Source organism: Burkholderia humptydooensis (assembly GCF_001513745.1).
Classification (GTDB): Bacteria; Pseudomonadota; Gammaproteobacteria; order Burkholderiales; family Burkholderiaceae; genus Burkholderia; species Burkholderia humptydooensis.
Map to the genome: position 1 here is coordinate 1466592 of NZ_CP013380.1, position 19136 is coordinate 1485727.

General features: G+C 66.8%; 13 protein-coding genes and 1 tRNA gene. 6 read left to right on the plus strand and 8 right to left on the minus strand.

Annotation, left to right across the window (positions count from 1 at the left end):
• Positions 1-131: 131 nt before the first annotated feature.
• Both AQ610_RS06755 and AQ610_RS06760 read right to left on the minus strand, forming a co-directional pair.
• On the minus strand, positions 132-1517 hold the full coding sequence (locus AQ610_RS06755) for a NarK family nitrate/nitrite MFS transporter (protein ID WP_009912978.1): 1386 nt from the start codon (positions 1515-1517) through the stop codon (positions 132-134).
• A gap of 41 nt (positions 1518-1558) precedes the next feature.
• Positions 1559-2839 (minus strand): MFS transporter, encoded by a 1281-nt coding sequence (locus AQ610_RS06760; protein ID WP_006025936.1) that lies wholly within the window; start codon positions 2837-2839, stop codon positions 1559-1561.
• Positions 2840-3042: 203 nt separating this feature from the next.
• On the opposite strand from AQ610_RS06760, the gene AQ610_RS06765 reads away from it, so the two are divergent.
• Positions 3043-3119: transfer RNA gene (locus AQ610_RS06765), tRNA-Met, on the plus strand.
• On the opposite strand, the gene AQ610_RS35840 is transcribed toward AQ610_RS06765, so the two are convergent.
• Positions 3098-3316, minus strand: a complete 219-nt coding sequence (locus AQ610_RS35840) for a hypothetical protein (protein WP_156436716.1) — start codon at positions 3314-3316, stop codon at positions 3098-3100. The two genes, AQ610_RS06765 and AQ610_RS35840, sit on opposite strands and share 22 nt — an antisense overlap.
• Between AQ610_RS35840 and dinB the strand changes: the two genes are divergently transcribed.
• Positions 3309-4466 carry a DNA polymerase IV gene (dinB, locus tag AQ610_RS06770; RefSeq protein WP_006025937.1) on the plus strand — a complete coding sequence of 386 codons (1158 nt, stop codon included), beginning with the start codon at positions 3309-3311 and terminating at the stop codon, positions 4464-4466. The genes AQ610_RS35840 and dinB overlap by 8 nt on opposite strands.
• Before the next feature lie 129 nt (positions 4467-4595).
• On the opposite strand, the gene AQ610_RS06775 is transcribed toward dinB, so the two are convergent.
• The 4 genes from AQ610_RS06775 to fixL form a co-directional block, all read right to left on the minus strand.
• Positions 4596-6698, minus strand: coding sequence for a M3 family metallopeptidase (locus AQ610_RS06775; protein WP_009912976.1), 2103 nt, complete (start codon positions 6696-6698; stop codon positions 4596-4598).
• A 356-nt stretch (positions 6699-7054) separates the two neighbouring features.
• On the minus strand, positions 7055-7912 hold the full coding sequence (folD, locus tag AQ610_RS06780; protein WP_006025939.1) for a bifunctional methylenetetrahydrofolate dehydrogenase/methenyltetrahydrofolate cyclohydrolase FolD: 858 nt from the start codon (positions 7910-7912) through the stop codon (positions 7055-7057).
• Positions 7913-8218: 306 nt separating this feature from the next.
• Positions 8219-8857: an oxygen response regulator transcription factor FixJ gene (fixJ, locus tag AQ610_RS06785; RefSeq protein ID WP_006025940.1), complete on the minus strand. Its 639-nt coding sequence runs from the start codon at positions 8855-8857 to the stop codon at positions 8219-8221.
• Positions 8854-11364, minus strand: a complete 2511-nt coding sequence (gene fixL, locus AQ610_RS06790; RefSeq protein ID WP_009912971.1) for an oxygen sensor histidine kinase FixL — start codon at positions 11362-11364, stop codon at positions 8854-8856. The genes fixJ and fixL overlap by 4 nt, the downstream gene beginning before the upstream one ends.
• On the opposite strand from fixL, the gene AQ610_RS36785 reads away from it, so the two are divergent.
• The 4 genes from AQ610_RS36785 (at position 11284) to lpdA (ending at position 18147) form a co-directional block, all read left to right on the plus strand.
• A complete protein-coding gene (locus tag AQ610_RS36785) occupies positions 11284-11469 on the plus strand; it encodes a hypothetical protein (RefSeq protein WP_075644977.1) in 186 nt (61 codons plus the stop codon). The two genes, fixL and AQ610_RS36785, sit on opposite strands and share 81 nt — an antisense overlap.
• 167 nt (positions 11470-11636) lie before the next feature.
• On the plus strand, positions 11637-14333 hold the full coding sequence (aceE, locus tag AQ610_RS06795) for a pyruvate dehydrogenase (acetyl-transferring), homodimeric type (protein WP_043282409.1): 2697 nt from the start codon (positions 11637-11639) through the stop codon (positions 14331-14333).
• Positions 14334-14458: 125 nt separating this feature from the next.
• Positions 14459-16111: a dihydrolipoyllysine-residue acetyltransferase gene (aceF, locus tag AQ610_RS06800; RefSeq protein WP_043282411.1), complete on the plus strand. Its 1653-nt coding sequence runs from the start codon at positions 14459-14461 to the stop codon at positions 16109-16111.
• Between the two features lie 272 nt (positions 16112-16383).
• On the plus strand, positions 16384-18147 hold the full coding sequence (gene lpdA, locus AQ610_RS06805; RefSeq protein ID WP_006025944.1) for a dihydrolipoyl dehydrogenase: 1764 nt from the start codon (positions 16384-16386) through the stop codon (positions 18145-18147).
• 225 nt (positions 18148-18372) lie between these two features.
• Here the strand turns inward: lpdA and AQ610_RS06810 are convergent, their stop codons facing one another.
• Positions 18373-18948: a phasin family protein gene (locus AQ610_RS06810; RefSeq protein ID WP_015600339.1), complete on the minus strand. Its 576-nt coding sequence runs from the start codon at positions 18946-18948 to the stop codon at positions 18373-18375.
• Positions 18949-19136: the final 188 nt, after the last annotated feature.

Below are 19136 nucleotides of genomic sequence, written 5' to 3' on the forward strand. Positions count from 1 at the left end.
CGGGCGGGAGAAGAACTAGTTCGAAAGAACTAGAGGGCGAGGCGCGCCCTCGGGCAATGCGGGCCGGCCGCGGCGGCTTGTCGCAGCACGCCGCGGCCGGCAAAGAGGCGGGAGGCGTCAGCGCGCCGTCCTCAGCACGGCATCGACGCGTTGCGGCGCGCGTAGAACCACCAGGTGATCGCGACGCACGACACGTAGAACGCGATGAAGCACGCGAGCGCCGGCACGGCCGAGCCTGTCATGTCGAGCGACGTGCCGAAGCTCTTCGGAATGAAGAAGCCGCCGTACGCGCCGATCGCGCCCGAAAAGCCGAGCACCGCGGCCGATTCCTTGCCGGCGTCGAGCGCCGCCTGCTTTTGCGCGGCTTCGCCCTGGCCCTGCGCCGCGCGCTGCCGCTCGGTCAGGAAGATGACCGGAATCATCCGGAACGTCGAGCCGTTGCCGATGCCCGTCAGCGCGAACAGCACGATGAACATCGCGAGGAAGCCCGCGAAGCTGCCCGCGTCGCCGCCCGACGGCAGCGTCGCGATCACGCCCGCGACCGCCGCGATCATCGCGGCGAAGGTCCAGAACGTCACGCGCGCGCCGCCGATCCGGTCGGACACCCAGCCGCCGACGGGCCGCATCAGCGCGCCCGCGAGCGGGCCGATGAACGCGTATGCGGTCGGGTTCACGTTCGGGAAGAGCGCCTTCGTGAGGAGCGCGAAGCCCGCGGAGAAGCCGATGAACGAACCGAAGGTGCCGACGTACAGCCAGCACATCAGCCAGTTGTGCAGCCGGCGGAAGATCACCGCCTGCTCGGCGAACGACGCCTTCGCGTCGGCGATGTCGTTCATGCCGAACCACGCGGCGAGCGTCGCGACGACGATGAACGGCACCCACACGAAGCCCGCGTTCTGCAGCCACAGGTTCGTCGTCGCGCCGTGCGCGGCGACGGTCTGCGGATCGCCCGCGAGCGCGCCGAAGAGGCCCGCCGAGATCACGAGCGGCGTGACGAACTGCACGACCGACACGCCGAGGTTGCCGATGCCCGCGTTCAGGCCGGTCGCGAGCCCTTTCTTCGCCTTCGGGAAGAAGAAGCTGATGTTCGCCATCGACGAGCTGAAGTTCGCGCCGCCGAACCCGCAGAGAAGCGCGAGGATGAGGAGCGTCGGATAGCCCGTGCCCGGATCACGCAGCGCGAAGCCCATCCCGAGCGCGGGGATCAGGAGCGTCGCGGTGGAGATCGCGGTGAAGCGGCGGCCGCCGAAGATCGGCACGAGGAACGAATAGAAGATGCGCAGCGTCGCGCCGGAGAGCGCGGGCAGCGCGGTGAGCCAGAACAACTGGTTCTTGCTGAAGTGAAAGCCCGCGCGATCGAGATTGACGACGACGACGCTCCAGAGCGACCAGACGACGAACGCGAGCATCAGCGCGGGAATCGAGATCGCGAGATTGCGCCACGCGACGGGGCGCCCCTTGGCCTGCCAGAAGGCCGGGTTTTCGGGGTCCCAGCGCACGAGTAGAGAAGTGGACATGATCGAATCCGTTGAGTGAACGAAGATGACGAAGACGAAGCTCACGCGCAGCGGGCGGCGAGCACGCGCTGGTCCTGCGCCGCGCGCTCGGCGCGGAAGCTGAAGTACATCCAGACGAGGCTCACGCTGACGGCGCCGTAGAGCAGCATGAAGCAGGTCGAGCGCACGCCCGTCAGGTCGACGAGCGCGCCGAACAGGATCGGCAGCGCGAAGCCGGCGAGGCCGCCCGCGAGGCCGACGATGCCCGACACCGCGCCGATGTCGTCAGGGAACTCGTCGGCGATGAACTTGAAGACCGATGCCTTGCCGACCGCCATCGCGATGCCGACCGTGAACAGCAGCGCGGTGAACGCGACGGGCGTGAGCGACAGATGGAAGCCGAGCGGGCCGTGTGCGGCGCGGATCGTGAAATCGGTCGGCGGATAGCTGAGCAGGAAGAACATCACCCAGCAGATCCACATCACCCACCACGTCGTGCGATACGCGCCGTAGCGGTCGGAGAGCCACCCGCCGATCGCGCGCAGCACGCCGCCCGGCAGCGAGAAGCACGCGGCGAGGAACGCGGCCGACTGGATGCCGAAGCCGTATTCGCCGACGTAGTACTGCGTGAGCCACAGCGACAGCCCGACGTAGCCGCCGAACACGACCGAGTAGTACTGCGAGTAGCGCCACACGCGCGGGTCCTTCAGCACGCGCAGTTGCGCGCGCAGCGACGTCGCGTTCGTCGAGCGGTGCGCGGGATCGGTTGCGGAGAACAGCCAGAAGAGGAGCGCCATCGCGAGCATCGCGATCGCGTAGACGCGCGGCACGATGGTCCACGTGCCCGCCGCGGCGATCAGCGCGGGCGCGACGAACTTGTTGACGGCGGCGCCCGAGTTGCCGGCGCCGAACACGCCCATCGCGAGCCCCTGGCGCGCTTTCGGAAACCAGCGCGCGACGTAGGGCGTGCCGACCGAGAACGAGCCGCCCGCGAGCCCGACGAACAGGCCGAGCACGAGGAATTGCCAGAGCTCGGTGGCGTACGCGATCAGCCAGATCGGCGCGACGGTGACGAGCATCAGGATGAAGAACACGATGCGCCCGCCGTAGCGGTCGGTCCAGATGCCGAGCGGCACGCGGATCAGCGAGCCGGTGAGCACGGGCATCGCGGCGATGAGGCCGAATTCGGTGTCGTTCAGGCCGAGCGTTTTCTTGAGCGGAATGCCGAGGATCGCGAACATCATCCAGACGGCGAAGCACAGCGTGAACGCGATCGTGCTCGACGCGAGCACGGGCATCGCGCGCTTGTCGAGCGATGCGGGAGGAGCGGAGGTTGAAGCCATGACGATTCTCTCGAGACGAGGAGGAGCGTCTCAAGAGTAGGGGCGGGCGATGCCCTTGCCTATTCGCCGGAGGAACGGGCGCGGTTGCGTCGCTGGGTCGACCGGACTAGTTCGATCGGCGGGGGCGCGGCTGCGTGTGTGACGAAAATTCGAAATAAGATTTGACGCATCCACTTAAAACCCATATACTTTTATTTCTTTGACGCGGGGTGGAGCAGTCTGGCAGCTCGTCGGGCTCATAACCCGAAGGTCGTAGGTTCAAATCCTACCCCCGCAACCAAATTCGGCGATGTCCACGCGCAAATGACCGATGCGCGAATCGCCCAGGCGGAAACCCGGCTCTTGAGCCGGGTTTTTGTCTTTCTGCGTTCTGCATTTCGTTTCCCGCTTCTTTCCGATTTCAATGGGCAGCGCGGCGTCGCACCGAGCAGTTGAAACGTGAACTGTGTTTTTGTACAGTATCGGCACCTTGGACAAGCCGACGCCTTCCTTCGATCCGTCTCCGCCGCCTTCGGGTGACGCGGCGCCCCTCGCGCGCAAGATCATCCATTGCGACTGCGACTGCTTCTACGCATCGGTCGAGATGCGCGACGATCCGTCGCTGCGCGGCCGTCCGCTCGCGGTCGGCGGCCGCCCCGACCAGCGCGGCGTGATCGCGACCTGCAACTACGACGCGCGCCGTTACGGCGTGCATTCGGCGATGTCGTCGGCGCTCGCGATGCGCAAGTGTCCGGATCTGCTGATCCTGCCGCCCGCGATGGACAAGTACCGCGCGGCGTCGCGGCTCATCATGGCGATTTATCGCGATTACACGCCCGACGTCGAGCCGCTGTCGCTCGACGAGGCGTATCTCGACGTGAGCCGCGCGACGCGTTGCCAGGGCAGCGGCACGCTGATCGCGCGCGAGATTCGCGAGCGCGTGCGCGACACGGTCGGCGTCACGGTGTCGGCGGGCGTCGCGCCGAACAAGTTCATCGCGAAGATCGCATCCGACTGGAACAAGCCAGACGGCCTGTTCGTCGTGCGGCCGCACGAAGTCGACGCGTTCGTCGCCGCGCTGCCCGTGCGCAAGCTGCACGGCGTCGGCCAGGTGACGGCGGTGCGCCTCGACAAGCTCGGCATTCGCACCTGCGCGCAATTGCGCGGCTGGTCGCTGTTCGATCTGCATCGCGAATTCGGCGCGTTCGGCCGACGGCTTTACGAACTCGCGCGCGGCATCGACGAGCGGCCGGTGCGCGCGGACCAGGAGCGCAAGTCGGTGAGCGTCGAGACGACCTACGTGCAGGACCTCGCGACGCTCGACGAATGCGCGGCCGAGATCCGTCGATTGACCGGGCTGCTCGATGCGCGGATCGAGCGGGCGGGGGCCGCGCGCTCGATCAGGAAGCTGTACGTGAAGATCCGCTTCGCGGATTTTCAGCGCACGACAGTCGAATGCGTCGCCGACGCGACCGACGCCGAGACCGCGGTCGCGCTGCTCGCGAAAGGGCTCGCGCGCCGCAAGCAGGCGGTGCGGCTGTTGGGCGTCGGCGTGCGGATCGACGAGGACACGGCCGAGCGGCACGGACAGATCGCGCTCTTCGACGACGACGTGAGCGACGGCGACGACGCGTCGCCCGGCGCGTGAGCGAACGCGCGGCGCGGCTCGCTGCTTCGACGGGGCGATAAAAAAACGGCAACCCGTCGGTACGGGCTGCCGTTCGTCGATATTGCGGATCGGCCGCGCGCCCGACCCGGGCGCGCGATGCCGAACGCGTCACGCGCGCGGCTGCGCGGCGTCGGCCATCCCGCTGTGGCGCAGCAGCGCGTCGATGTTCGGCTCGCGGCCGCGGAACGCCTTGAACGAGTCCATCGCCGGGCGGCTGCCGCCGACTTCGAGAATCTCGCGCCGATAGCGCGCGCCCGTCGTCGCATCGAGCACGCTGCCCGCCGATCCGGCCGCTTCCTCGAACGCCGCATAGGCGTCGGCGGACAGCACTTCGGCCCACTTGTAGCTGTAGTAGCCGGCCGCATAGCCGCCCGCGAAGATGTGGCTGAACGTGTTCGGCCAGCGCGAGAACGGCGCTTGCGGAATCACGTGGAAGCGCTCGTTGATCTCGCGCGCGAAGTCGTTGACGCTCGTCTTGCTGGACGCCGGATCGAAGTCGACGTGCAGCAGCATGTCGAACATCGAGAACACGATCTGGCGCAGCGTGCCGAGGCCGCTCTGGAAATTCTTCGCGGCGAGCATCTTGTCGAAGAGCCCGCGCGGCAGCGCGTCGCCCGTGTCGACGTGCGACGACATCGACTTCAGCACGTCCCACTCCCAACAGAAGTTCTCCATGAACTGCGACGGCAGCTCGACCGCGTCCCATTCGACGCCGTTGATGCCGGACACGCCGATCTCGTCGACGCGCGTGAGCATGTGATGCAGCCCGTGGCCGAACTCGTGAAACAGCGTGATCACCTCGTCGTGCGTGAAGCACGCGGGCTTGCCGCCGATCGGCGCGGAGAAGTTGCAGGTCAGGTACGCGACGGGCGTCTGCACGCGGCCGTCGCCGCGCTTCGCGCGCGAGCGCGCGTCGTCCATCCACGCGCCGCCGCGCTTGCCTTCGCGTGCGTACAGGTCGAGATAGAACTGCGCGACGAGCGAGCCGTCGCGGTTCTCGACGCGGAAGAAGCGCACGTCCTCGTGCCAGACGGGCGCGTCGTCGCGCGCGATCCGCACGCCGAACAGCGTCTCGGCGACCGTGAAGAGGCCCTTCAGCACCGCGGGCTCGGGGAAGTACTGCTTCACCTCGTTCTCGGAGAACGCGTAGCGCCGCTCGCGCAGCTTCTCGGCCGCGTACGCGACGTCCCACGGCTCGAGCGCAGCGAGGCCGAGCTCGCCCGACGCGAACGCGCGCAGCTCGTCCCAGTCCTTCTCCGCGAACGGGCGCGCGCGCTTCGCGAGATCCTCGAGGAACGCGATCACCTGCTGCGGCGATTCCGCCATCTTCGGCGCGAGCGACACTTCGGCGAAGTCGTGATAGCCGAGCATCGTCGCCTCTTCGCGGCGCAGCGAGAGTTGATCCGCGACGATCGTCGTGTTGTCCCAGTCGGCCTTGCCGTCGCCGTACTGCGGGCCGAGCTCGGATGCGCGCGTCACGTAGGCGCGGTACATCGCCTCGCGCATCGCGCGGTTCTGCGCGTATTGCAGCACCGGGAAATACGACGGGAAGTGCAGCGTGAACTTCCAGCCGGCCTTGTCTTCCTTTTGCGCGGCCTCGCGCGCGGCCGCGATCGCATCGTCGGGCAGGCCGGCCAGCTCGTCCTCGCTCTGCGCGTAGTACGCGTAGCCGTTCGTCGCGTCGAGCACGTGATCGGAGAATGATTTCGACAGCGCCGCCTGTTGCTCCTGCAACTCGGTGAAGCGCGGCTTGCGCTCCTCGGGCAGCTCGGCGCCCGACAGGCGGAAGTCGCGCAGCGCGTTGTCGAGGATTTTCTTGCGCTCGGCGGACAGCGTCGCGTATTCGGCGCTCGCGGCGATCGCCTTGTACTTCTCGTAGAGCGCGAGATTCTGGCCGACGCTCGACCAGAACTCGGTCACGCGCGGCAGGTTCTCGCCGTAGACGGCGCGCAGCTCGGGCGTGTCGGCGACCGCGTTCAGGTGGCCGACGACGCCCCATGCGCGGCCGAGCGGCTCGGTCGCATGCTCGATGGTCTCGACGACGGCGGCCCAGGTCGCGGGCGTCTCGGGCCGCGCGGCTTGCTCGACGGCGTCGTTTGCATTCGCGAGCAGCGTGTCGAGCGCGGGCGTCACGTGCTCGGGGCGAATTTCGCCGAAGCGGGGCAGGCCTGAGAAATCGAGAAGAGGGTTGGCGTTTGCGCTGACGGACATAGTGCTCCCTGGCGGTTTCGGTTTCGGGTTGGGGGAAGACGGCGGCGCACGGCGCCGGCCGTCGCGTCATGTCGACATTATTGGGGCGCATCGCGCGCTTTCCAATCGTTAGTTTCCAACGAAGCGATTGGGGCGGGAACGCGGGGCGGCGATGGCGGCCCGCTGCGCGCATACGCAGGCGTATGCATGCGGCGGGCGATAGGGGAGGGCGGGGAGGGCGTTTCCGGACCGTGAGCGTCCGGTTTTCCGCACGACGCTGCGAGGAGGCGCGCGGCAGCATGGCGGCCGACGCGGGCGGCCATCGCCTCCCGGAGCCGGCCGGCTCGCCGCCGCCGCAAGCGTTGGCGAACCCGCCGTCAGGCTGCGGCCGCGGCGCGCTCGGCGGCTTCGATCGTGTTGATGAGCAGCATCGTGATTGTCATCGGGCCGACACCGCCGGGCACGGGCGTGATGTGGCCCGCGACCTGCGAGACGCCTGCGAAGTCGACGTCGCCGCACAGCTTGCCTTCGTCGTTGCGGTTCATCCCGACGTCGATCACGGTCGCGCCCGGCTTCACCATGTCGGCCGTCAGCACGTTGCGCTTGCCGACCGCCGCGACGACGATGTCGGCTTGGCGCGTGTGCGCGGCGAGCTCGCGCGTCTTGCTGTGGCAGATCGTGACGGTCGCGCCCGCTTCGAGGAGCAGCAGCGCCATCGGCTTGCCGACGATGTTCGAGCGGCCGATCACGACCGCGTTCGCGCCCTGCAGCGGGATCTTGTATGCGTCGAACATCTTCATCACGCCGTACGGCGTGCACGGGCGAAAGAGCGGCTTGCCCGTCAGCAACGCGCCGGCGTTCGCGACGTGAAAGCCGTCGACGTCCTTCTCCGGCGCGATCGCCTCGATCACCTTGTGGCTGTCGATGTGCGCGGGCAGCGGCAACTGCACGAGGATGCCGTGGATTTTCGGATCGCGGTTCAGTTCGTCGATGCGCGCGAGCAGCTCGGGCTCGGAGAGCGTCGCCGGATAGCGGTCCTTCAGCGAGAAGAAGCCGTTGTCCTCGCACGCCTTGATCTTGTTGCGCACGTAGACTTCGCTCGCCGGGTTGTCGCCGACGAGGATCACCGCGAGGCCCGGGCGGTGGCCGCGCGCGGCTAGCGCGGCGGCGCGCTCGGCTGCTTGCGCGCGCAGGGTCTTCGAAAGGGCGTTGCCGTCGATCAGGGTGGCTGTCATGGTGGGAATTCGCTTGGGCGAGGTTGGATATGCGGGCGTGCGGCGCCGGGTTGCGCTGCAGCGAAGCATCGAATTATACCGCCCGCCTGTCGTCAGCCGACACCGACCAGGTCGATTCGCGCCATGCGCCGCGTGAGGCGCGGGAGAAAAACGGGGACGGCATGTGCCGGAGAGCGGGGATGCGCGCGGGCATGCAGGCGGACGACGGGACGGCGGGAACCGGAAACATCGCGCGCGCCGTCGCGCCGCAAAAAGAGCCGCTCGCCCGGCGCGCACCGGGCGGGAGAGGGGGCGTGGCGCCGCGCGTTACGCCTGTTTCTTCGACAGCGCGAGCCGCAGCAGATCGGCGACCGTGTTGACGTTGAGCTTTTCCATGATGTTCGCGCGGTGCGCCTCGACCGTCTTGATGCTGATTCCGAGGTCGTCGGCGATCTGCTTGTTCAGGCGGCCGGCGATGATCCGCTCGAGCACCTGCTGCTCGCGAGCCGTCAGCTTCGACAGGCGCTCGCTCGCCGCGCGCTGCTCCTGGACGCTCTTGCTCTCGCTGCGCGCCTTGTCGAGCATCCGCTCGACGAGCTTGCGCAGCTCGGCTTCGTCGAACGGCTTCTCGATGAAGTCCATCGCGCCTTTCTTCATCGTCGACACGGCCATCGGCACGTCGCCGTGGCCCGTCACGAAGATGATGGGGAGCGCCGCGTTCTCGGCGATCAGGCGCTCCTGCAGCTCGAGGCCGCTCATCCCGGACATCCGCACGTCGAGGATCAGGCACGCGATCTGTCCCGCCTGCTGCGCGGGCTGGTAGGCGTCGAGGAACTGCTCGGCGCTCGAGAAGCATTGCACGCGATAGCCGTTTGCCTCCAGCAGCCAGCGCAGCGAGTCGCGCACGGCCTCGTCGTCGTCGACGACAAAGACGGTTTCCTGAGAGGTGGTGACAGGGCTATTCATATCTCTCCCGTTACGGTTTGTGATGGCGATGTCTCGGATCCGCGACCGCGATCCTCCGGTTCCCCAACGGGCAGGCTGCAGTGGAACGTCGCGCCCGACACGAAGCCGTCAGGCTCGACGTTGTTGACCACCCACAGACGCCCGCGATGCGATTCGATGATCGAGCGGCAGATATTGAGCCCCATGCCCATCCCGTCCGACTTGGTGCTGTAGAACGGTTCGAACAGGCGTTCGGCCGTCGCCTCGTCGACGCCCGGACCCTGGTCGATCACGCGGATGTCGACGAAACCTGCTTCGAGGTCGGCGACGACGCGGATCACGCCGTTCTCCGCCTGCGGCCGCGCCTCCTGCATCGCCTCGGCCGCGTTCTTCATCAGGTTCACGAGCACCTGCTCGATCAACACGGGGTCGACATAAATAATAGGCATTCTTGCGCGGATTTCGGTGACGATCCGAATCCGGCGCTTTCTCGCCTCGATTTCGGCGAGCCCGACCGCGTCGGCGACGATGTCGGCGACGCGCGACGGCTGCCGCTTCGGCTCGCTGCGTTTCACGAACTCGCGGATCCGCTTGACGATCATCCCGGCCCGCAGCGCCTGCTGCGCGGTCTTCTCGAGCGCGGGCGCGAGCGTCTCGGGCGACGCGCGGCCGCTCTTCACGAGCGCGAGCGTGCCGGAGCAATAGTTGTTGATCGCGGCGAGCGGCTGGTTCAGCTCGTGCGCGATCGACGACGCCATCTCGCCCATCGTCATCAGCCGGCTCGTGAACTGCAGCTTCTCCTCCTGCTGGTGCGCGAGTTCCTGCGCCTTCTTGCGCGTCGTGATGTCGGTCGCGATCTGCATCTGCGCGAGGTGGCCGTCGACCCACTGGATGTACTGGCGGCGCACCTCGAACCACTTCTGAATGCTCTCGACGTACACCTCCTGCGCGTCCGCCGTGCTCTCGGTGAGCGCGGCGGCGGGCAGGCCGGCGTATGCGTCGACCAGGTCGATCGAGTCGGACGACGCCTGCGCGGTGTCGAAACCGCCGCCCGACAGCTCGAGATGGCCGTCCGGACGGATGCCGAACAGATGCCGGTAATAGCGGTTCGCGAACAGGAGCTCGGCCTCGTCCGCGGCGAGCACCGACACCGCGGCGTCGAGGCTTTCGAGCACTGTCGTGAAGCGCTCGTGCGCGGCCGCGAGCTCTTCGCGCGCGCGCTTCGGCTCGGTGATGTCGGTCATCGACGACATCCAGCCCGTCTGCCGGCCGGCGCTGTCGATGAGCGGCGATACGTACAGGCGCGCGTGAAAGAGCGAGCCGTCCTTGCGGCGCACGCGCAGCTCGAAGCCGGAAGAAGGCGCCTTGCCGCGCAGCGTCATGTCGAGCTGGCGCTGCATTTCCGGGTATGCATCGCGAGGCCAGTACGGGAACGGCGCGGTCTTGCCGACGAGGTCGCTCTCGTCCCAGCCCGTCATCCGGCAGAACGCCGGGTTCACGTGCGTGATCCGGCCGTGCATGTCGAGCACGCGCATGCCGATCAGCACCGAATTTTCCATCGCGCGGCGGAAGAACGCCTCCGCGTACAGCGCCTGCTGCGCCTCGAAGCGCTGCCGCGTGTGCTTCCACAGGCTCCAGAGGCTCCACAGCACGAAGCACGACAGGCCCGCGACGAGCCACACGAGCGTGTTGTTGGTCAGGTTCGTCGTTTGCGGGTACGCGTAGACGCGCACCGTGAGGCCCTGGCCGGGCGGGTCGAGCGGCAGGTCGTAGTGCGCGTCGCGCGGCAGCCGCGGGCGCGACGACGTCGACGCGAGCTCGCGGTTGTTCGCGTCGGTGATCGAGATCTTGTATTTCGCGGACAGCTCGGGCGGGATGTCGTGCTTCAGGATCCCTTCGACCGAGAACACCGCGGCGATCGAGCCGAGGTACTCGCGGTCGCGGATCACGGGCGTTTGCAGCGTCAGGTAGCCGTTGCCGAAGTCGTCGTAGACGAGCGGCGAGTACGACTGCCGGCGCGTGCCGCGCGCCTCGGCGTACGCGCCGCGCACGACTTCGTCCATCTGCGCGTCGCCCGGCTTCGCGAGCCGCTGGCCGAGGACCGGCAATTGCATCGTCGGCCAGCGTTTCGTGCCGGGCGACGTGTACCAGTTCAGATAGAGGATCTCGGGATGCGCCTGCATCACGTCGCCGACCGTCGCCTGGAACGCGTGCTCGTCGACGCGGCCCGCGGCGATGTCGCGCGAGAACGCCTGGAGCTGCTCCTGCGCGCTCGTCATCGACAGCCGGATCTGCTGCTGCGCCCACGCGACGTTGCGAAACAGCGTGTCTTCCTGCTGCTGCTCCTCGCGGCGGTTGAGGCTCCACAGAATGAGGCTCATCACGACGAGAAAGACCAGGATCGACAGCAGGGGGGTGAGCAGGTAAGAGTTGGACCACCACGGTCCGTGGTGCCAGCGGGACGGCTGCGACTCCGCCGGCGAGCCCGACGGTCGCGCCGAGCGAGCGAAAAGCCGATCGGTCAACATGGCAGGATTGTAGCTCAGCGCGCCATGCACAAAAGGCGTACAAGAAAGATTGAACCGAAAGCGGAATTATCGATACATGTTGCGCGGCAAATGCCGGCCGGATGAGTGCGGCGCAGCAATATTTCACATTACAAGAAATGATCTCATAATTCGAAAATTTTGTTGCGCGTTGCGTGCGACGCTCTTTACAATCCGCGGGAGCTTGTTGCAGCCGGCGGCACGCGTCGTCGCGCGAAGGCCATCTTCAATTCCAGGACACCCAGGAGACGAGAATGTCCGCTGTACCGAATGAAGTGATGAAGTACGTCGCGGCCGAACGCGACGACGACGCGCAGGAAACCGTCGAATGGCTCGAAGCGCTCGACGGCGTGATTTCCGCGGTCGGTCCCGGCCGCGCGCACTACCTGATCGAGAAGCAGATCGAATTCGCGCGGATGCACGGCGAGCACCTGCCGTTCTCTGCGAACACCCCGTACATCAACACGATTCCCGTCGAAGCCCAGGCGAGGATTCCGGGCGACCAGGACATCGAGCACCGGATCCGCTCGTACACGCGCTGGAACGCGATCGCGATGGTGTTGCGCGCGGGCAAGGATACGAACGTCGGCGGTCACATCGCGTCGTTCGCGTCGGCCGCGACGCTCTATGACGTCGGCTACAACCACTTCTGGCACGCCCCGTCCGCCGAGCACGGCGGCGATCTCGTGTTCGTGCAGGGCCACTCGTCGCCCGGAATCTACTCGCGCGCGTTCCTGCTCGGCCGCCTGACGGAAGCGCAGCTCGACAACTTCCGCCAGGAAGTGGGCGGCAACGGCATCTCGTCGTATCCGCACCCGTGGCTGATGCCGGATTTCTGGCAGTTCCCGACCGTGTCGATGGGCCTGGGCCCCATCATGGCGATCTACCAGGCGCGCTTCATGAAGTACCTGCAGGCGCGCGGCATCGCGAAGACGAACGGCCGCAAGGTCTGGGCGTTCCTCGGCGACGGCGAGACGGACGAACCGGAATCGCTCGGCGCGATCGGCATGGCGAGCCGCGAGAAGCTCGACAACCTCGTGTTCGTGATCAACTGCAACCTGCAGCGTCTCGACGGCCCGGTGCGCGGCAACGGCAAGATCATCCAGGAACTGGAATCGGAATTCCGCGGCGCCGGCTGGAACGTGATCAAGGTGATCTGGGGCGGCCGCTGGGATGCCCTCTTCGCGCGCGACAAGACGGGCGCGCTGATGCGCCGCATGATGGAAGTCGTCGACGGCGAATACCAGACGTACAAGTCGGAATCGGGCGCGTACGTGCGCGAGCACTTCTTCAACTCGCCGGAGCTGAAGGCGCTCGTCGCCGACTGGTCCGACGACGACATCTGGGCGCTGAACCGCGGCGGCCACGACCCGCACAAGATCTACGCGGCGTTCCACGAGGCGAGCAACTCGAAGGGCGCGCCGACGGTGATTCTCGCGAAGACCATCAAGGGCTACGGGATGGGTGAGTCGGGTCAGGCGATGAACATCACGCACCAGCAGAAGAAGCTGCCCGTCGAGCAACTGAAGAAGTTCCGCGACCAGTTCCGCCTGCCGATCACCGACGAGCAGATCGCCGACGTGCCGTACGTGAAGTTCGACGAAGGCTCGAAGGAGCTCGAATACATGCGCAAGCAGCGCATGGACCTCGGCGGCTACCTGCCGCAGCGCCGCCAGAAGGCCGAGTCGCTGCCGGTGCCGGCGCTCGACGCGTTCGAGCCGCTCCTGAAGGGCACGGGCGAAGGCCGCGAGATCTCGACGACGATGGCGTTCGTGCGGATCCTGAACATCCTGCTGAAGGACAAGACGCTCGGCAAGCGCGTCGTGCCGATCGTGCCCGACGAATCGCGCACGTTCGGCATGGAAGGTCTCTTCCGCCAGATCGGCATCTGGAACCAGGAAGGCCAGAAGTACGTGCCGGAGGATTCCGATCAGTTGATGTTCTACAAGGAATCGGAAACCGGCCAGATCCTGCAGGAAGGCATCAACGAAGCGGGCGGCATGTGCGACTGGATCGCGGCGGCGACGTCGTACTCGACGCACGGCGAGATCATGGTGCCGTTCTACATCTTCTATTCGATGTTCGGCTTCCAGCGGATCGGCGACCTCGCATGGGCGGCGGGCGACATGCGCTCGCGCGGCTTCCTGCTCGGCGGCACCGCAGGCCGCACGACGCTCAACGGCGAGGGCTTGCAGCACGAAGACGGCCACTCGCTGATGTGGGCGGCGTCGGTGCCGAACTGCGTGAGCTACGACCCGACGTTCGGCTACGAGCTCGCCGTCATTATGCAGGACGGTCTGCGCCGGATGGTGCAGGAGCAGGAGGACGTCTACTACTACGTGACGGTGATGAACGAGAACTACGAGCACCCGGCGATTCCGCAGGGCGAGCACGTGGCGGCCGACATCATCAAGGGCATGTATGCGTTCAGGAAGGCCGACGCCGGCAAGAAGGCGCCGCGCGTGCAACTGCTCGGCGCGGGCACGATCTTCAACGAAGTGATCGCCGCCGCGGACCTGCTGAAGAACGACTGGGGCGTCGCCGCCGATCTCTGGAGCGTGCCGAGCTTCACCGAGCTCGCGCGCGAAGGCCATGACGTCGAGCGCTGGAACCTGCTGCATCCGGCCGAGGCGCGCCGCCTGTCGCACGTGCAGACGTGCCTGAAGGACACGCAGGGCCCGGTGATCGCGTCGACCGACTACGTGCGCGCGCTTGCCGACCAGATCCGCGGCCAGATCGATCGCCGCTACGTCGTGCTCGGCACCGACGGCTTCGGCCGCTCGGACACGCGCGGCGCGCTGCGCCACTTCTTCGAGGTGGATCGCTACTGGGTCACGGTCGCGGCGCTCAACGCGCTCGCCGACGAAGGCGCGATCGAGCGCAAGGTCGTGGCGGACGCCATCGCGAAGTACGACCTCGACCCGGCCAAACCCAACCCGATGACGGTTTAACGCACGCGCCGCGCGCCCGTTCCCGCTTTCGACGAAGCGGGGGCGGCGCGGCGCGGCTCCGCCTTGCATGGGATCGCGGCAGGCCGCTCGCACGGCCTGCCGCGATCGACAGGAGACTGAAACAGATGAGTCAAGCGATCGAAGTCAAGGTGCCGGATATCGGCGATTACAAGGACGTGCCCGTCATCGAAGTGCTCGTGAAGCCGGGCGACGCGGTCGAGCCCGAGCAGTCGCTCGTCACGCTCGAGTCCGACAAGGCGACGATGGACGTGCCGAGCCCGTCGGCGGGCACGGTCAAGGAAGTGAAGGTGAAGGTCGGCGACGCGGTGTCGGAAGGCTCGCTGATCGTGCTGCTCGACGGCGCGCAGGCGGTGGGCAAGCTCGCGCAGGCGAACGGCGCCGCGGCGAGCGCCGCGCAGCCGGCGGCCGCGCCCGCGGCAGCCGCACCTGCGCCCGCGGTGGCGTCGGCGTCGGCGGGCGGCGGCACGGTCGAAGTGAAGGTGCCGGACATCGGCGACTACAAGGATGTGCCGGTGATCGAGATCGCCGTGAAGGTCGGCGATACGGTCGAGAAGGAGCAGTCGCTCGTCACGCTCGAGTCCGACAAGGCGACGATGGACGTGCCGAGCCCGGCCGCGGGCGTCGTCAAGGGCATCTTGGTGAAGGTTGGCGACGCGGTGTCGGAGGGCTCGCTGATTGTCGTGCTCGAAGCGTCGGGCGCCGCCGCGAGCGCGCCGCAGGCGGCCGCGCCCGCAGCCGCACCCGTGCAAGCCGCGCCCGCTCCGGCGCCCGCAGCCGCGCCCGCGCCGCAAGCGGCAACTGCAGCCGCGCCGGCGCCCGCCGCGAGCGGCGAGTACCGCGCGAGCCACGCGTCGCCGTCGGTGCGCAAGTTCGCGCGCGAACTCGGCGTCGACGTGTCGCGCGTCACGGGCACGGGGCCGAAGAGCCGCATCACGAAGGACGATGTCACCGCGTTCGTGAAGGGCGTGATGACGGGGCAGCGCGCGTCGCCCGCCGCCGCGGCCGCGCCGGCGGGCGGCGGCGAGCTGAACCTGCTGCCGTGGCCGAAGATCGATTTCGCGAAGTTCGGCCCGTTCGAGGCAAAGCCGCTGTCGCGGATCAAGAAGATTTCGGGTGCGAACCTGCACCGCAACTGGGTGATGATCCCGCACGTCACGAACAACGACGAAGCGGACATCACCGATCTCGAGGCGCTGCGCGTGCAACTGAACAAGGAGCACGAGAAGGCGGGCGTGAAGTTCACGATGCTCGCGTTCGTGATCAAGGCGGTCGTGGCGGCGCTCAAGAAGTTCCCGACCTTCAACGCGAGCCTCGATGGCGACAACCTCGTCTTCAAGCAGTACTACCACATCGGTTTCGCGGCCGACACGCCGAACGGCCTCGTCGTGCCGGTGATCCGCGACGCGGACAAGAAGGGCCTCGTCGACATCGCAAAGGAAATGAGCGAGTTGTCGAAGGCCGCGCGCGAAGGCAAGCTGAAGCCGGACCAGATGCAGGGCGGCTGCTTCTCGATCTCGTCGCTCGGCGGGATCGGCGGCACGCACTTCACGCCGATCATCAACGCGCCGGAAGTGGCGATCCTCGGGTTGTCGCGCGGCCAGATGAAGCCGGTGTGGGACGGCAAGCAGTTCGTGCCGCGTCTCACGCTGCCGCTGTCGCTGTCGTATGACCATCGCGTGATCGATGGCGCGGAAGCGGCGCGGTTCAATGCGTATCTGGGGTCGCTGCTTGGCGACTTCCGGCGCGTGATTCTTTGATGAGCGATGGACCTCGCAGGGGCCTGGGTCAATGTCGTTGATCCGCGCTCCGTCGTTGAACTCGTTTTCTTGACGGTCTGTATGCGTCGCCCCTCCCCTGGGGCGGGAGGCACTTTTCTTTGTCTTGCCAAAGAAAAGTGACCAAAAGAGAGGCGCGTCCCTGGGTGGACGGCAAAGGTGGCGCTGCCCAGGTTCCCGTTCTCCAGACAGGCCGTAGTTCAACGCGCGAGTTCCACTCCCTCTGTCAGCAGCCAAACAAGTAGGGGACGTACATGAGTCTCATCGAAGTCAAGGTTCCGGATATCGGCGATTTCAGCGGCGTCGACGTCATCGAAGTCAACATCAAGCCCGGCGACGTGATCGAAAAAGAGCAGACGCTCCTCACGCTCGAATCGGACAAGGCCTCCATGGAAGTGCCGAGCGACGTCGCCGGCACCGTCAAGGAAATCCTGGTCAAGGCCGGCGACAAGGTCTCGCAAGGCACCGTGATCGCGCTCGTCGAGGCGTCAGCCGCTGCCGCAGCACCCGCGAAGACGGCCGAGCCGGCGAAGCCCGCAGCACCGGCCGCCGCGCCCGCAGCCGCTTCGGCCGCCGCGCCGCAAGCCGGCAGCTACGCCGGCGCCGCCGACATTGAGTGCGACATGCTCGTGCTCGGCGCCGGCCCCGGCGGCTATTCGGCCGCGTTCCGCGCCGCCGATCTCGGTATGAAGACGGTGCTCGTCGAGCGCTACCCGACGCTCGGCGGCGTGTGCCTGAACGTCGGCTGCATCCCGTCGAAGGCGCTGCTGCATACGGCGCTCGTCGTCGAAGAGGCCGAGGCGCTCGCCGCGCACGGCATCTCGTTCGGCAAGCCCGAAGTCAACCTCGACAAGCTGCGCGACTTCAAGTCCGGCGTCGTCAAGAAACTGACGACGGGCCTCGCCGGCATGGCGAAGGCGCGCAAGGTCGAAGTCGTGACGGGCGCCGGCGCGTTCGTCGATCCGCATCACATGGAAGTGCAGGGCGAAGGCGGGAAGAAGGTCGTCCGCTTCAAGCAGGCGATCATCGCGGCCGGCTCGCAGTCGGTGAAGCTGCCGTTCCTGCCGGAAGACCCGCGCATCGTCGATTCGACGGGCGCGCTCGAGTTGCGCCAGCAGCCGAAGCGCATGCTCGTGATCGGCGGCGGCATCATCGGCCTCGAAATGGCGACCGTCTACTCGACGCTCGGCGCGGAGATCGACGTCGTCGAAATGCTCGACAGCCTGATGAACGGCGCGGACCGCGACCTCGTCAAGGTCTGGGAAAAATACAACGTGAAGCGCTTCGGCAACGTGATGCTGAAGACGAAGACGGTCGGCGCGGAGGCGAAGGAAGACGGCATCTACGTGAAGTTCGAGGGCGAGAAGGCGCCGGCGGACGCGCAGCGCTACGACCTCGTGCTCGTCGCGGTGGGCCGCAGCCCGAACGGCAAGAGGATCGGCGCCGAGAAGGCGGGCGTCGCCGTCACCGAGCGCGGCTTCATCGAAGTCGACAGGCAGATGCGCACGAACGTCCCGCACATCTTCGCGATCGGCGACATCGTCGGCCAGCCGATGCTCGCGCACAAGGCGGTGCACGAAGGCCACGTCGCGGCGGAAGCGGCGCACGGCGAGAAGGCCTACTTCGACGCGCTGCAGATTCCGTCGGTGGCCTACACCGATCCGGAAGTCGCGTGGGCGGGCAAGACGGAAGACCAGTGCAAGGCCGAAGGCATCAAGTACGGCAAGGCGGTGTTCCCGTGGGCCGCGTCGGGCCGCGCGATCGCGAACGGCCGCGACGAGGGGTTCACGAAGCTGATCTTCGACGAGGAAACGCATCGCGTGATTGGCGGCGGCATCGTCGGCCTGAACGCGGGCGACCTCATCAGCGAAGTGTGCCTCGCGGTCGAGATGGGCGCGGATGCGGAAGACATCGGCAAGACGATCCATCCGCACCCGACGCTCGGCGAATCGGTCGGCATGGCCGCCGAGCTGTACGAAGGCGTCTGCACGGACCTGCCGCCGCAACGCAAGAAGTAAGCGCCGCGGCCGGCCGGCTGCGACGGCGCAAGAAACGGCGCCTCCCGAAACGAACCGCACGCGGAAAGCCGACATCCGGCTTCGCGCGATCGGTTCAAAAAGGGAGGCGCCGTTTTGTTTGGCTGCGGGCGAACGGGAAGGGCGTTCGCGGGCGGGTCACAGCCATGAAAAAAGCCGCGCACATGCGCGGCTTTCCCCAAATCGAGCAGGCAGTGACGCCGGCGCTTACGCGGTCTTGCCGGTGCTGCTGCGGCGCGATGCGGCGGCCGCGGTGTTCGCCGCCTTCGTGGCGACGGCGGCAGCGGCGTTGAAGTTCGTTTCGGCGATTTCGACCGCTTGCTTCGCGGCCTTCTGCACCGTTTCGTACGTCGTGTTCGCGGCGTTGATCGCCGACTTCAGCGCGGCGACGGCCGTTTCCGAGCCGGCCGGCGCGTTCTTCGCGACGTTGTCGACGAGCGCTTGCACCTTGCGGTTCTGTTCCTCGTATTGCGCCTCGGCGACCTTCGCGAATTCGGCTTGCGTGGCCGACGCGATTTCGTACACATGGCGGCCGTACGCGAGCACCTTCTCGGCGATCGGCTGCGTGAGGCTTGCCTGCAGCGCGAGGAGTTCCTGCGTGTCCTTTACCGACAGCGCGCGCTGCACGTTTTCCTGGCTTTCAGCGAGCGTCGACTTCACCACTTGCAGATTCAGTTCGATCAGCTTTTCGACGCCTTCAAACGCCTTCGTCGTGAGACCGAAGAGGCTTTCGATGTTGGCTTTCTGGGCGGCGGCGATTTGCTCGGGGGTCAGCAAGGACATGTTCATGCTCCTGAGGTTCGATCGATGATCGTGAAGGAAAAGGGCACAACTTTGGGGAACAGATGCCTGAAACTGCTTTGTGCAACGCAACAATGGTTTCTATTTTAGGGCGTCAGGATTGAATGTCAAGTGCTTTTGGTGCATTGCACAATCCTGACAATCCTTAAGTAAAACAATAGTTTGCGTTA